The sequence below is a fragment of the Myxococcus sp. CA040A genome (genome assembly GCF_013336725.1).
Taxonomy (GTDB): Bacteria; Myxococcota; Myxococcia; order Myxococcales; family Myxococcaceae; genus Myxococcus; species Myxococcus llanfairpwllgwyngyllgogerychwyrndrobwllllantysiliogogogochensis.
The window spans coordinates 1-13,990 of sequence record NZ_JABUMR010000021.1 but is presented as its reverse complement, the minus strand read 5'-3'; the positions used below and the strand labels follow the sequence as shown (position 1 = coordinate 13,990).

The window sequence follows — 13,990 nt, the reverse complement described above, 5'->3', positions numbered from 1 at the left end:
CCGCTCCCTGGCGCAAGTTTCCCGTCCCCCCGGGATTCAGCGGCGCAGCAACCCCAGCGCGCCGTGGACGAGCTGGACCACGGCCCGGAGTTCGTCCGGCCCCAGCGCGCGCAGCGCCCTCACCAGCCGACGCAGGGCGGGCGGGTCCTCGGAGCGCGTCGCCACGGACGGGCCGGGCGCCACCGGCAGGCCCTCCGCCAATCCCAGCAGCGCGTTCGCGTCCATGCGCAATACCAGACACAACCGCCGCAGCGTGGTGACGCTGGGCAGCACCCGCCCCCGCTCCATGCGGCTGTAGACCTCCATCGCGATGCCCACCCGTTCGGCCACGTCCGCCTGGGTGAGCCCCAGCCGGGCCCGCGCCGCCCTCGCCGCCGCGCCCACGGTGATGGCCAGTTCCTGGTTCATCGTCCTCGCGCCTCTCTTCGAGTCTCCCTACCACGTCACCTGTCCCGGACCCTACCCCACACGGCAGGAGACTACCCGAAAAGGCGTCCGCCGTGCTAATGACCTCCAAGGTCCAATCCATAGGCCACACATGCACCTCCCGTTTCGAATCCGCCGTCTGGAGCTCAACCTTGAAGGTCCTTCACTCCGCGCACCTCACGCGGGTCGGTCCAGCCAGGGGAGGACGGGGCGATGAGCGACCTCGAATCGACGCACCCGTTGCTGCTGCAGCCCTTTGAAGAGCTGGGCGCCCTGCGCATCATCCGGAGGCTGGCCACCGGCGGTTATGGGGCCATCTTCCTGGCGGAAACCCAGACGCGCGGCACGGTGGCGCTGAAGTTCGCGCTGGAGGGCCCCTCCGAGAACGACGAGGCCCGGGTGGACGCGCGCACCCAGCGGGAGGCCCGGCTGCTGATGCACCTGGACCATCCCAACGTGGTGGAGCTGCTCGGCTACCTGCGGTGGCCGGACCTGCACCGCGGCTACCTCTACCTCATCATGGACTACGTGGAGGGCCCCACCCTGTCGCGGTGGGCGTCCAGTCCCCAGGCCACGCCGCGCCGGGCCACGGAGGTGTTCGCCTCGCTGGCCCTCACGCTGGACGCCATCCACCGCGCGGGCGTCGTCCACCGAGACCTCAAGGGCAGCAACATCATCGTCCGCGCCTCGGATGGTCAGCCGGTGCTGGTGGACTTCGGCTCGGGGGACCATGCGTGCGCGCCGTCGCTGACGGAGGACCGGCTGCCTCCGGGCACGCCCAGCTATCGCAGCCCGGAGGCGCTGCGCTTCTGGCTGGGGCCTCGCATCCCGGGCTCGCGCTATCGCTTCGTGCCCACCGATGACCTGTACTCCCTGGGCCTGGTCTTCCATGAGGTGCTGACGGGCGTCTTCCCCTACCGCGCCCACCTGCCGCCCTCCGCGCTGCTGGCCAGCATCGAGTCCGCCGAACTCAAGCCGCCCTCCGGCCTCAACCCGCGCGTCCCTCCGGTGCTGGATGCCATCGTGCTGCGCCTGTTGAGCAAGTACGGCGCGGGCCGCTACCCCACGGGCGCGGAGCTGTGTGGGGCGCTGAGCGCGGCGCTGGAGCAGGCGGACAGCGCCTGGGACGAGCCGCTGTTTCCGCCCCGCCCTCCCCACGAGGCCGTCACCGAGGAGGACGAGGCGCTCTTCGACGGAGACGAGGAGGCGCGGGAGTTTCGCCAGTGGATGCGCCGGGAGGACAGGCCCGGGGCGGGCTCGGACTCGGGTCCTCCAGGCACACCTCCCACGGAGCCCGCGGCCCCGACGTCCGTCCCCTGGCGGTCCTGGCTGCGCAGGCGGATGCACGTCCTGAGCGGCGCGCTGCGGCCCTGGCGCAAGCGGGACGACTGAGGCGCTCCCCCGTCTCTTGGGCATCCAACTCCAGAGGTCTATCGACTGTCAGTCAACCTCTGACATTCCACATGGGTTGCCTTTCGTGTTACCTCAGGCATCCTGTAGTAGTCCCACCACTTCCCAGGTTCAAAGGCAGGCCATGACGACGCCCGACACGACGACGGAGGATCTTCCCGGAGGACCGCGCCGGCCCCGGGTGCTGTTCAACGTGGGCGGCACGGTGTTCGAGTTCGTCCGCAAGCTGGAGGTCCGCTCCACCGGAGAGCTGCTGATGCTGGCCCGCCGCCGCTACCGGGGCGGGCAGAGCGGGCTCGTGGTGGTGAAGCGGCTGCGCAGCCCGGCCACCTTCGTGGAGCGGCGCCGGCTGGTGGAGGAGGTGAGCCTGACGTTCCGCTTCAAGCACCCCAACATCGCGCAGGTGCACCAGATGAAGCTGTACCGGGGGGCGCCACACGTCGTCATGGAGTACGTGGAGGGGCGCTCGCTGGACACGCTGCTGAACCTGACGGCGATGCGGCGCAGGCCGGTGTCGGCGCCGCTGGCCGCGTTCGTGGTGGCGGAGGTGGCGGACGCGCTCCACCACGCGCATGGCGCGGTGGATGACTGGAACCGGCCGCTGGGCATCGTCCATCGCGATGTGAGCCCGCGCAACATCCGCGTGGGGACCCATGGGGATGTGAAGCTGACGAACTTCACGGTGGCCGCGTCGCGGCTGGAGGGACGCGAGGAGACGAGCCGTCCCCTGGTGAAGGGCGACATCGCGTATGCGTCACCGGAGGCCCTGGTGCGGGCGCCGGTGGATGCCCGTTCGGACATCTTCTCGCTGGGGTTGGTGTTGCTGGAGCTGCTGACGGGGCGGCACCCGCTGGCGGTGGAGGACACGGCGCCCCCGCCGCTGCCCGAGGGGCTCGAGTTGGAGGCGCAGGGCCCCACGTGGATGCCGGTGGAGGAAGTGGCCGCGCGGATGCAGAGCCTGGAGCCGGAGCAGGTGGCGCGGCTCGTGGAGGATGTGCCGGAGGGACTGGCGGCGGTGGTGCTGCGCGCGCTGCGCAGGGAGCCTGCGGAGCGGTTCCAGACGGCGGATGAGATGGGCGGGGTGCTGCGTGGGTGGCTGAGCATCCATGCGCCGGGGCAGGGGCGGCACGCGACGGCCGAGGAGGTGGCCCGCGTGGCGATGGAGGCGACGAGCCGGCGCAATCAGGCGGAGCTGCTCGAGGGCGGCCTGCATCCGGAGGACCTGACGGCGGAGGAGGCGTCCGTGTCACTGGAGCCGGGTGTGGCGGCTTCGGTGCCGCCCTCCGGGCCCGAGGAGGTCGATGCCGCTGGAGCGCTGGCGGAGGAGGCGGCGCGGGTGTTCGGCGTGCCGGGGCTTCGGGGCGTGACTCGCTCGTTCGCGGAGGAGGCGGACGGGCGGCGGGACTCACGCACGGACGACATGACCGATGACTCTTCGCACGATGAAGACAGCTCGGACCTCGCCTCTCGCGATGACGACAGTTCCGACGATGCCTCGCGCGACGACGACAGTTCCGAGCAGTGAGCCCTCGCGCGAGGGCACTTCCGACGCATCCTCGCGCGACGACTCTTCCGAGCAGTGAGCCCTCGCGCTCCACTCCGCAGGTGACCTGTCGGCTGGACCTCCGTGGTCCAGCCCGTTCACCCGCTAAGACAGCCCTCCCGTGAAGAACAGCAGCGCCGCCATAAAGGCGAGGAACGCCACTACGACACCCAGCACGCGCCATTTGGAGAGGGGCGTCTCTCCGAACACGAGCTCCGCATCCTGTCCGTGCACCAGCACCCGGTACGGATTGCCGCGATAGCGATAGGCCAGCACATACACAGGCAGCGCCCACCGCGTGGTGCGCAGACTGGAGAGCGCCACCGCCACATGGACATTCCGGAAGCGGCTCCCGGGGATGTCTCCGCTCTCCTGGACATGCTCCCTCGCGAGCCGCTCCACCGCCGCCAGCACCGTCTTTCGCGCTCCCGAGCGAGTCGCCTCGAAGCGCTCGACGCTGGCCTCCTCCGGCCCGCGCCCCTCGTTCTCCGCCAGCTCGAACCGATAGCGCGGCGTCAGCGTGTCGCACTCGCTCACCTTCAGCCCTCGCGACGCCGGCACCAGGATGTTGGTGAAATCCAGGCGCGTACGTCCCGCATGCGGTGCCCAATCCGAGCGCCGCGCCCCCGCGTCCGAGTCCGCCGTCCAGCTCACCGCCACACCCGCCTGGAACACCCACGCCGGCCACCACAGCGGACGCATCGACTCCAGCGACGCCTCCTTCGCCAGGCCCGACGGCCGGAAGAACGCCTTGTGCCCCAGGAAGCGCCCCAGCGCCTCGCTCGCGGCCTTCGGGTCCACGGTGAAGGGCAACCACCCTTGCGCCTGGTCCACCGGGTCCACCGTCATCTCCACATGCGTCACCGCGCCGCAGTAGGCACACCGTGGCGCCCGCGCCTCCACGGAGTACTCCACCGCGGCCCCACAGCTCTCGCAGCGCACCACCCGCGCCCGCTCGCGCGTCGCCACCGCTCGCTCCGGAGGCGGCGTCGCCAGTCCACAGATGGGACAGCGCAGGTCCTCCGCCTCCAGCTCGCACGCGCACCGCTCACACGCTGCCACCCGCGCGGCCTCGCTCATCCGACGCCTCCCCCCACGTACAGCACGACCCCCAACACCAGCAGGATTCCCACCAGCACCGCGGCCAATACCTTCCACGTCGAGAGAGGCGCCTTCCCATGCACCTCCCCCGTCTGCCCGTTCACGAGCACTCGCAGGGGCTCCTCCCCTTCCGCGTAGCGCACGGGCAACACCCAGACGGGCAACAGACACACGTCCAGCGACTCCCAATCCAACCGCGTGTCGTGGCTCACATCCCGGTGCGTGTCCCCCGGCATCAGCGCCCCGAGCCTGTTCAACATCAGCTCGCCCACCTCCTGGCGCGCGCCCTCCAGACAAGCGTCCCTCGTCAGCGAGGGCTCCTCCGCCACCCACCCGGACACGAGCGCCGGCGTGTAGCGGGCCAGCGCGCGAAAGTCGAAGGGCTCCAGCGCCTCCAGCTCCTCGTTGCGCAAGCCATTCGACGCAGTGACGAGCACGTCCGCCACGTAGCCCTCCAGCTCACCCTGCAAGGGCCGCCACTCGGTGCGCGTCACCGTGCGCGTGCGCGTCACCGTCTTCCCGTTCTCCGTCGTCGTGTAGCTCTCCCGCTCCTGGTAGTGCTCGCCGATGGTCGCCTGGAAGCTCGACTTCGCCAGCGCGCTGTAGAGGAACGCGGGCACGTAGAGGCCATGCACGTCCCCCGGCTCCGCGCTCCGGATGCCGTTGCGGGTGAAGCGACTGCGCGAGCGCAACCACCGGGACACCTTCTCCCGCGCCGCCGCGTGCGTCAGCGCGAAGCCAAGCGCGAAGGCGGGCTCCGGCACCCCGGGCCGCGGCGGCCGCTCCACCACGGACGGCGCCGCGCAGTAGGGACACCGCGTGGTGCGCAGCGACGGCTCCAACACCAACTGGGCCCCACAGGACTGGCACCCCAGGTGGAGCCGAGGCTCCGTCAACGTCGCGGTCGGCTCGTCACGCCTCTCGGGCATCGGCACCCTCCTCTTCCTTCAAGGGGAGCGCGCTCCTCGCGCCTGCTCGCCTGCCCCCCGGACTCCGGCCCGGAACGATAGCCGGGTTGCGGTACGCATTCCCCGTCACGACCGTATCCAGGCGGAGGATTCCACCATGGCGCAGGACAAGCGACGACAGCCCGCTCCCCAACCCGCCGAGGACTACTACGGGCGCCCCACCGGGCCCCGCCACCAGGACGCGCCAGGGGAGGACTCGGCGCCTGACCGCGACACTCCGGACAAGGACCGGCGCGCCCAACCCATGGACCCGACGGAGAGGACCCCGGGCGCCATCCTCGACGACATCCCGGACGGTGACGGCCCTCGCAGCGACGCCGGCACCAACCCGCTCCCCGACCTCTACTGGACCGCCTTCCCCGGCAGCCTGGAGGAAGAGAAGGACTGACGTCTGGGCCAGCCCTCACCGCGACGGCCCTACGTGCGCGGTGAGGCCCCTGTTTTCAATCACTCACGCCAGCAACGGAATGTCAGCCCCCCTCTGTACTGTGTGCTCATTCGCCAGCATCCAGGGGGAGGAACTCCATGGCGGAAGTCCGTGAGCTGCCGCGTGTGTCCGTGAACAAGCTGGGTGAGTACCTCATCGCGACCCCCGCTCGTCGCAAGCGCATCATCTACGACCAGAAGCATCCACCCGAGCAGCAGTACCTGCGCTATCCCGAGGCGTCTCACGCGATTACCGACTTCCTCTGTCGTGATTTGGACCCCGCCATCCTCCGCGACCACCAGCGCCGCTTCGCGTGCAGCGTGCCGCAGTCGGAGTTCGAGGCGCAGCGGCTCCACCTCTGTTCCGAGGCGCTGGAGCGCTTCGCGGACGTGGTGCCGTGGCTCGGTCTGGAGGACACCATCGTCAGCGCCGTGGGCGCCGAGCCGCCTGTCCTGGAGATGGCGGGCGTCACCATCAGCGTGCGCCCCGAGGTCATCCTCCAGCGCATGGACCGCCACGGCAACCCGCGCGTGGGGTTGATGAAGCTCTACTTCTCCAAGCACCACCCGCTGGATGAGCGCTCGGGGCAGTACATCGGGACGATGTTGCAGCGCTTCGCGGAGCAGCACCTGTGCCAGCTGGGTCCGTCGGACCACCGCATGGTGCAGGTGGTGGATGTGTTCGCGGGCACCATCTTCACCGCGCCTCGAGCGCACATCCGCCGGCTCACGGACGTGGTGCTCGCCTGTGAGGAGATCGCCGAGCGCTGGGCGGTCCACTGACGCCGTCGTGAAGACAGACATGCTCCGGGCCGTCTGACTTTCAGGACGCGCGCGGGCCCGAGGGGCTGGGGCGTGTGCTCGTCCGGAGCCCGGGAGGGCCGTCGAGCGATGACGCGAGGCGCCTTCCGGTGTGACAATGCGAGCGCGTCGCGCTGTGTCATGCACTGGTGAGCTGGAACATTTCAGTGTCTCCGCGTGGGCGCTGAGACACGGTGCAGCGTGAAACACGAGACACTTCCCGCGCTCCGTGGCGAGACCTAGGCTGACGTCGCCGGCCGGTTTCGGCGGCCGGCTTCACACCTCGACGGGAGATGCATCATGAAGAGCCACAAGGTGAAGACCCTGAAGGAGCTGTTCGTGAAGGACCTCGCTCGCATCCACGGAGGCGATGGAGCGGCGACGTCCACGTCCTCCACCGAGACGCAGAGCACGGCGCCCCAGGTCTCCACCACGCAGGCCTGTTGCGAGGAGAAGAACGACCCCTGCTGCTGAGAGCGGTCGCCCTTCGTGTCGCTGTACCGGCGCGTGTCCTCATCCGAGGGCACGCGTTTTTCGTTGCGGGGTGTCGGGTTCGAGGCGGGGTGGATGTTCGCTCGTGGGCGCTCGCGGCGGCGGGGCTGCCAGGGAGCGAACAGTCCTCGCCCTTGGGGCACCTGGGTTGGTTGGTGGGGACCGGGGGCGTCTCCAGCCTTCGCGGCATGGCGCATCGAAGCTTGGACAACGGCAAGGGTGAGACGCTGGGGCCTTCTCGGCCTGGACTGGGGACGGAGCCGGCTCGGGCAGCCGATGCGGCGCCTCCTGGCTCGCGGGAGCGGGGCGAGTCGGATGTTTCGGGCTGGAACCCGGCGCGGGACGAGTCGCCCTCCGTGCGCGAGGGACGCTTCTACCGGGGCGCCTCGCAGCGCATGGCGCAGCCTCGGACCGATGTGGAGGACCGGGGTGGCGCGGCCTGGGCGAGTGGCGGGGTGCGGGGTGGGCCGTACGGGCGCGATGACCGCGACGACCGCTATGCCACGGGCATCGGACCACGGCCGCGGATGGGGGAACACGACCGGGAGCTGGCGCCCCAGCCCGCGGAGTACCGCGCGTGGGACCGCACCGGGTACGGCGGACAGGCGTGGGATGATGAGGACCGGGCCCGGCGTGAGGCTCGCTCCCGGAGGGAGTTGAGCGAGCGCTCGGGTAGGGAGCCGCTGGTGGAGAGCGGCGAGGACCGCGCGTGGCGGGAGGAACAGGCACGTCGGGAGCGCGGTGGCTTCGAGGACCGCCCGCGAAGGGAGTCGCGAACGCAGCGGGAGTTCAGCCCGCCCGAGGACTATTCGTCGAGGGATGTGACACCGGACCAGGATTTCCGCTTCGAGGCTCGCTCGCGCAGAAGCACTCCGTCACGCGAGGAGACTGCCGCTCCCGAGGTGCGCTCGCGGAGGGAAGTCTCTCAGGGCGAGGAGTTCAACTTCGAGGCTCGCTCGCGCGGAAGCACTCCGTCACGCAAGGAGACTGCCGCTCCCGAGGTTCGCTCGCGGAGGGAAGTCTCGCCGGGCGAGGAGTTCAGCTTCGATGCTCGTTCGCGCGGAAGCACTCCATCACGCGAGGAGCCTGTCGCTCCCGAGGTGCGCTCGCGGAGGGAAGTCTCGCCGGGTGAGGAGTTCAACTTCGAGGCTCGTTCGCGCGGAAGCACTCCGTCACGCACGGAGCCTGTCGCTCCCGAGGTGCGCTCGCGGAGGGAAGTCTCACCGGGCGAGGAGTTCGACTTCGAGGCCCGTCCACGGAGGGCTCCGTCCGATGAGCGTTCGCGCCAGGGCGAGCGACAGCGTGAAGAGCGCACGCGCGCCGCCGACCACATTCGCGAGGACCGCAGCCAGGACTTCCGAGCGTCACCTCTGGCCGAGACCGAGCGGAGGAGGTGGCAACGCGAGCCGTTGACCGCTCGCGAGGTGATGACTCGCAACGTGCGCACCGCGCGACGTGACAGCTCGCTGCGCGAGGTCGCTCGGCTGATGAAGGAAGAGGACTGTGGCGTCATCCCCATCGTCAACGAGCACGGCCGCCTCGAAGGCATCGTCACCGACAGGGACATCGCCATCCAGGCCTTCTCGGGTGGACAGCCCCCCGAGCAACTGCGCGCCTCGGATGTGATGACGGACGACGTCCCGGCCGCCACACCCGACGAGACGCTTCACACCCTCGTCGACATCATGGCCCGCGAACAGATTCGCCGTGTCCCCGTCGTCGAACGCGATGACCGCCTCATCGGCATCGTCACCATGGGTGACATCGCGAAACACGCCGACTCCGACGAGGAGCTTCAGCGCGCACTGGAGCGCATCTCCTCGCGTCGCTCCTTCTGGTCCCGACTGCGCTGACCTCCGCTCGCCTCGTCATGAAGCCATGAGGCGACGCAGGTCCTCATCCCTGAGCCACCACGCGCTCGTGACGGGAATGACGTAGAACCCCTTCTCAGCCAGCGTGAGCAAGGCAGGCGGCACCCAGCCGTAGATGATGCCGCCCATCTCTCCTGTTTCCTGGTGCGCGAACCACGTGTCCCAGCCAGGAACGTCGTAGTCATCCAGGAAGCCATTCGAGGGTGCCGTCGCGGCGCCACAGATGTCGGTGTTGAAGTCCGTCGCGAACACCCATCCACCGGCGAGATCTCCGAGCGGAGGCAGCGGCATGTTCATCCGCGCCAGTGCCTCACGGCGTCTCTCGGTGATGAAGCCCACCGCCTCCCTGGGGACATCCGGAGTCTTGAGCACCAGGTCCAAGAAGGTGTCTCCATCATGGCCGCAGACCGGCGGCATCAGCTCCGCCGTGCGCGTCGTGCCCCCCGCCCGAGCCGCCTCGGCGCGAGGCAGGCACCACGCGATGGTCTCCGCCAGACGCAGCTTGAACTCGGTCGGCAGCACGCCGCTCAGGTTCACCGGCACCGTCGTGTACTTCGTCCACGGCGCCCCCTCGGGGCGAGGCAGCAGCCCCGTGAAGAGCTCCGACTGTCCCCGCTTGAAGTCGCTCGACATCGATCCCTTCAGGTCCACCTGGCGGACAATGCTCTCTGACCACGGCGGCAACTCCTCTTCGGGCAGCGGACCCAACCACGCCCAGGCCTTGTCCAGAAGCCGCTTGAAGTCGCTCGACATCCCTCCATCTTCAGTCACGCCCGCGCCCATGCTCAAGCCGGCGCCTGGAGGAAGTCGATAAAGGCTCTCAGCGCCGTCGGGAGCTGACGCCGGCTCGGGGAGTACAGGAAGAACCCCACGGAGGGGACACCCGTCCTCCAGCACTCGCACTCGTCGCCCCTGCTCCAGGAGCGACGTCACCCGCTCCTCAAAGACATCCGCGAGCCCCACGCCCGCCAGCGCCGCGTCCACCATCAATCCCTGGTCATGCAGCGACAGCGGCCCGTCCGCCTCGACGAGCACCTCCTCACCGTCCCGCTCGAACTCCCAGCGGGAGTACTGGCCGCTCGCGAACCGGAAACGGATGCAGGGCAGGCAGGCCCCGCAAGTCCTGGGGCGTCCGGGGCACCGCGTGGCGCGAGCTGGCCCTGTCCACGGAAGGCTTCGGAGAGAGCGCGCGGGATCGGGAAGTCGCGTCACCTCCAGCCTGGGCACGCCGACCTGGGTCACCGCCTGCGCGCCGAACCCGTTGGCGAGCTCCGCGCAGCGCGCCAGCGGCCAGGCCCTGAGCAGGCCCAGGGTAAAGCCCGCGAGGAAGCAGTCTCCCGCGCCCGCCGGGTCCACTTCCGTGATGGGCCAGGACGGCACCTCGAGAGTGTCTCGTGCGGCCAGCACCGGCCTCGCGTCACCACCAGACACGTCTTCGCGCGCATCGCCGTTCTTGTGAGGGGGGCGTACGATGGGCGGGAAAGGCCGCCGCTGAGTGAAGGGCGGCGCCCGATGTCCGGAGCCCTGAGGAGCGCCCATGTCCGATGACGGCTGGAGGGGTGGCACGCGCTGGTGGGGCCCTCTGCGGGTCATCCTGGGCTGCGTCCTGCTGAGCACGGGGGCCTGGGGGCAGTCCACCGACGCGGGGCGGACGGAGGCCGGAGGGCTGGGCCCATCCGGCGCTCCTGACGCCGGGCAGGCCGTTTCGGGCGGCCTGGGCCCATCCGAGCCCGCCGACGCGGGGCAGGCCGCTTCGGCCGCACCAGTCCCCGCGGAGACTCCCGACGCCGGGCCGTCGGATGCAACGCGGGTGGAGGTGAAGCTGCATGGCGTGTCCGTCACTGTGACGGCGTCATCGGTGCTGGTGGACGCGAGGGAGCCCGGTCGCTATGGGCCGGCGAACCTGCTGGACGAGGACCCCGGCACTCTCTGGGCGGAAGGGGCGAAGGGCAGCGGAGCCGGGGAGTGGGTGGAGCTGAGCTTCCCACCGGACACGCCGGTGCATTCCTTCCTGGTGACGCCGGGCAACCCAAAGTCCGCGAAGCTCTACAAGGCCAACGCGCGTCCGAGGAAAGCGCGGCTGGAGCTGAAGTTCGCCGAGGGGCGCAAGCTGGACTACGTGCTGGACTTCCCCCGCGACTTCCCGGCGGGCGGGGCCCTTTACGTCCAGTACCGGCGCCAGTTCGCCGTGAAGTCCGCGCGGCTGACGGTGCTGACGGTATGGCCTGGGAGCAGGTACCGCGACCTGTGCCTGGGCGGCTTCGTCCCGGTGTTCCGAGGGCCCGAAGAGCGCTTCTTGCCGACGTTCCTGGGGACGCACCGCGAACTGGCGCCCACCTTGGCGGAGTTCATGGCCAAGACGCTCCTGGTGTTCAAGCTTCTACCGCCTGAAAAAAGCGGGGTACCGGCTCGGCTGCGCGCCTACTCGCGGGTGCCCCACAACGGGCCACTGCCCCCGCCCGAGGAGGAGTTCGACATGCATCACGTCACGGGCGATTGGAGTCGCTTTGGCCGAGACCTTTCCCGGAATACCGCCGGCGCGAGCGTGCAGAGCGACCTGTTCCGTCTCGTCCCGGCACCCGGCGCAAAGGGCTATGTGTTCGACCCCATCGCTCCTCCGGAGAGACCGGACTCGTACTCCAACTTCCGGGTCCACTGGGCACGTGTCGAGGACGGGTGGTACGTCGTGGGGGTGGATGTGCTGTACCGGGAGCAGACCGCCGATGATTGAGTCTCTCGCGGTCCGGGGGGCAGGGCTACTTGGGTGCGCCGGCCGAGGGGGGAGGGGGCTTGCCCTTCTTCCCTGCTGACTTGGAGGGAGCCTGCTTCTTGGGCTTGGGGGATGGAGGTGGCGGGAGGGGCGCATCCTCGGGGAAGAGCGCATTCCAGTCCCGGCCACCCAGCTTCGACACGAAGGCTTCCATGTTGGCCCGGGTTGTCTCGGCCAGCATGTAGTCGAACCTGAAGCCGCACGCGCCGAAGTCACAGGGCTCAAGCCCATCCTTCAGGTACTCCGCGTGCCTTCTATTGATCTGCAGGGTGTGTTCGGCCTTCGCCCAGGCGTCCTTGGTCTCCGTGAGCTTCGTTCGAAGGTTCTCCAGGCCAGTCTCGGTAGCCTTTTTGAAGGTCTTTTCCAGTGCCTTCTCGAAAGCCCTGGCTTCTTTCGGCTCTGGGGGCGGGCCCTCGACGGCTTTCTGGACGTTCTCCTCGGGGAGCAGCCCGGCGAGCACCTTTTCTCGCGTGTAGCTCTTCAAGAGCGCGAAGTTCTTGGGGTTCTCGTACTTCTTGTTCGGGAAGACCTTCAAGAAGGTCGCTCGCACCTCCTTGTCGAAGTCCTTGTAGGAACGGCTCTCATCCAGGAGCTTCTCGACCGCCGCCACGAACAGTGGGTCGGGCGCGGGCGGTGGAACGATGGCCTTCGGGTCGGGCGCGGGCGGTGGAACGACGGCCTTCGGGTCGAGCGCGGTGGCTGATGCGGCGGCCCCGGGCTCCGGTGGTGTCTTGGTGAGAGGAGGCGGGGGCGGCGGTCGGGTGAAGGCCATCATGATTGCGTCGCTCGCAGGTTCGGCGAAGTCACTGGGACACTTGCCGATGAACTCCGTCATCTTCGGGCCGATGGCCTTCTCGACGTCCTCCACCGTGAGCTTCTCGCAACAGCTCGCCTCGCGGAATGGGCAGTGCGCACGCTTGGACAGCATGGCCATCCGCATGAAGTCGCGGAAGTCATCGGGCGAGCGGAAGACCTGACACCCCTCGGAGAAGTCGTTCACCTCGCGTCCCCGTCTCCAGGAGCCGTTCTCCCCGGCGACCGAGCGGTGGATGTTGGTGGCGCCGGCGGTGCCGAAGACGACAAGCACATTGCGCTCCGTCAGTCGCAGGGTCCTGGGCGGAGGAGGGGGAGCCGGCTCGGCGGGAAGTCCCGGAGCGCTGGTGGGAACCGGAGGCGTGGGGACCGCGGTTGACGCAGGGGGCATGACGGGAGGAGGAGGCGGGGCCTTGAAGACGAGTTGGAGGCCCACCTTCATGGGCGCCTCGTCATCCTCCACGACCTCCAGGTGGGACAACTGATTGTCTTTCGCCTCGAAGTTCTGCGTCTCCGCGCCGCTGGCGTCCTCGAGCCGGATGAACCTCTCGCTGGCGTCAATCTTTCGCTTCACCTTCAGCGCTTCGGAGCCATTGACCCACGCGTCGAGCATCTCCCGGGCCTGCTGCTTCCGGTGCTCGGCAATCCGGGGCTTGTAGTACTCGCGGTTCCGCGCTTCGAGCGCCGCCTCCACCGCCCGCTCGAAGGCCACTTTCTGCCGGGCCTTCTTCCGCGGCAGCTTCTCGCCGAGCTTCGCCTCGAGCTCCGCGCGGGCCTTCTTCTGCTCCTCCTCGTCGTCTTCGGCGAACTTCGCGCGGAAGTCCTCGTCCCGGCCGCTGTCGTGCGCGGCCTGCGCGGCGTTCAGGAAGTCGGAGACGGGAAAGCGCCGCCGGGCGGGGATGGAGGGCGCGGCGAACTGGAGCGCGGCGTAGGAGGTGGGCGGGTTGCTCGCGCCCTTGTGGAGACCCACCCGGTAATACCCCGTGTAGATACCGGGAGCGATGGCCCCCACGTCGTTCGGGAGCAGGGTGTAGTTGTCGAAGTCGGGGAGCGTGTTGCCCTTGTCGTCCTTCAGGGCGGGCTTGTCCTTGTCATAGCCGGGCTCGGTGGTGATGGGTAGGACGGCCACCCGCCAGTGCTTGCACTGCGGACACGAGACATCCACGCCGGGATGCGGCCAGTGCTTCGGGACCGGCCACTTCGTCTCCGCGAGCACGGCATCCACATACGCCTGCGCGTCCGTCAGGTTCTCCGCGCGGAGCCCCTCGGCTTCGAGGACGGTCTTCTCTCCTTCCTTCAACAGGGCCGGGTCGTAGAGCACGACGAGCAGGTCGTCGAACCGGTTGGACAGGGAGCGCTCCCGGCGCAG

At 69.3% G+C, this 13,990-nt stretch carries 11 protein-coding genes and 1 pseudogene; 7 read left to right on the top strand and 5 right to left on the bottom strand.

Annotated features, from left to right (window positions below; genetic code table 11):
- Positions 1-36: 36 nt before the first annotated feature.
- Positions 37-408 carry a helix-turn-helix transcriptional regulator gene (locus HUA75_RS44745; RefSeq protein WP_141647789.1) on the bottom strand — a complete coding sequence of 124 codons (372 nt, stop codon included), beginning with the start codon at positions 406-408 and terminating at the stop codon, positions 37-39.
- Positions 409-639: 231 nt separating this feature from the next.
- Between HUA75_RS44745 and HUA75_RS44740 the strand changes: the two genes are divergently transcribed.
- Positions 640-1,818: a serine/threonine-protein kinase gene (locus tag HUA75_RS44740; protein WP_174489941.1), complete on the top strand. Its 1,179-nt coding sequence runs from the start codon at positions 640-642 to the stop codon at positions 1,816-1,818.
- Between the two features lie 142 nt (positions 1,819-1,960).
- Positions 1,961-3,361, top strand: coding sequence for a serine/threonine-protein kinase (locus tag HUA75_RS44735; RefSeq protein ID WP_174489940.1), 1,401 nt, complete (start codon positions 1,961-1,963; stop codon positions 3,359-3,361).
- Between the two features lie 123 nt (positions 3,362-3,484).
- On the opposite strand, the gene HUA75_RS44730 is transcribed toward HUA75_RS44735, so the two are convergent.
- Together HUA75_RS44730 and HUA75_RS44725 are read right to left on the bottom strand one after the other, a co-directional pair.
- Complete coding sequence (locus tag HUA75_RS44730; protein WP_141647786.1) at positions 3,485-4,459, bottom strand: zinc ribbon domain-containing protein; 975 nt, start codon at positions 4,457-4,459, stop codon at positions 3,485-3,487.
- Complete coding sequence (locus HUA75_RS44725) at positions 4,456-5,409, bottom strand: hypothetical protein (protein WP_174489939.1); 954 nt, start codon at positions 5,407-5,409, stop codon at positions 4,456-4,458. The genes HUA75_RS44730 and HUA75_RS44725 overlap by 4 nt, the downstream gene beginning before the upstream one ends.
- A 136-nt stretch (positions 5,410-5,545) precedes the next feature.
- On the opposite strand from HUA75_RS44725, the gene HUA75_RS44720 reads away from it, so the two are divergent.
- The 4 genes from HUA75_RS44720 (at position 5,546) to HUA75_RS47390 (ending at position 9,020) form a co-directional block, all read left to right on the top strand.
- Positions 5,546-5,836, top strand: coding sequence for a hypothetical protein (locus tag HUA75_RS44720; protein ID WP_174467653.1), 291 nt, complete (start codon positions 5,546-5,548; stop codon positions 5,834-5,836).
- A gap of 137 nt (positions 5,837-5,973) precedes the next feature.
- Positions 5,974-6,657 (top strand): hypothetical protein, encoded by a 684-nt coding sequence (locus tag HUA75_RS44715; protein WP_141647784.1) that lies wholly within the window; start codon positions 5,974-5,976, stop codon positions 6,655-6,657.
- A 318-nt stretch (positions 6,658-6,975) separates the two neighbouring features.
- Positions 6,976-7,149, top strand: coding sequence for a hypothetical protein (locus tag HUA75_RS44710; protein ID WP_174456191.1), 174 nt, complete (start codon positions 6,976-6,978; stop codon positions 7,147-7,149).
- Positions 7,150-7,238: 89 nt separating this feature from the next.
- Entirely contained in the window at positions 7,239-9,020 is a 1,782-nt protein-coding gene (locus HUA75_RS47390; RefSeq protein WP_371746344.1) for a CBS domain-containing protein, read from the top strand.
- Positions 9,021-9,035: 15 nt separating this feature from the next.
- On the opposite strand, the gene HUA75_RS47385 is transcribed toward HUA75_RS47390, so the two are convergent.
- A complete protein-coding gene (locus HUA75_RS47385; RefSeq protein WP_371746343.1) occupies positions 9,036-10,418 on the bottom strand; it encodes a PfkB family carbohydrate kinase in 1,383 nt (460 codons plus the stop codon).
- 157 nt (positions 10,419-10,575) lie between these two features.
- On the opposite strand from HUA75_RS47385, the gene HUA75_RS44690 reads away from it, so the two are divergent.
- Positions 10,576-11,769: a hypothetical protein gene (locus HUA75_RS44690; protein ID WP_174489938.1), complete on the top strand. Its 1,194-nt coding sequence runs from the start codon at positions 10,576-10,578 to the stop codon at positions 11,767-11,769.
- A gap of 25 nt (positions 11,770-11,794) precedes the next feature.
- Here the strand turns inward: HUA75_RS44690 and HUA75_RS44685 are convergent.
- Positions 11,795-13,990: pseudogene (locus HUA75_RS44685) on the bottom strand (hypothetical protein); the annotation flags it as partial.